Origin of the sequence: Cognatundibacterium luofuense, assembly GCF_018139685.1 — a bacterium.
Lineage (GTDB): Bacteria > Pseudomonadota > Gammaproteobacteria > Burkholderiales > Burkholderiaceae_D > Undibacterium > Undibacterium luofuense.
Genome location: NZ_JAGSPN010000698.1, coordinates 1 through 274, shown reverse-complemented (window position 1 = coordinate 274; position 274 = coordinate 1). Strand labels below are relative to the sequence as shown.

Annotated in this window: 1 pseudogene; it reads left to right on the top strand. The window is 56.2% G+C overall.

Annotated features, from left to right (window positions below):
- Window positions 1–21: 21 nt before the first annotated feature.
- Window positions 22–274: pseudogene (locus tag KDM89_RS22240) on the top strand (IPTL-CTERM sorting domain-containing protein); the annotation flags it as partial.

The following is a 274-nucleotide window of genomic DNA, read 5'->3' as shown; positions in this document are numbered from 1 at the left end:
GGCACGGCATACACCTTTACAGTGACCGCCACGAACAGTGCCGGTACAGGCAGTGCATCGTCCGCATCGACAGCGGTGACACCGAAAGCTGCTCAGACTATTACCTTTAATAATCCGGGCAGTCAGAACTTTGGTACGACCCCGGCCCTGAGCGCGACAGCAAGCTCCGGTCTGAGCGTTGCCTTTACCAGTGCAACAACAGGCGTGTGTACTGTGTCCGGCAGCACACTGACCTTTGTGACGACAGGCAACTGTACGATCAATGCGAATCAGG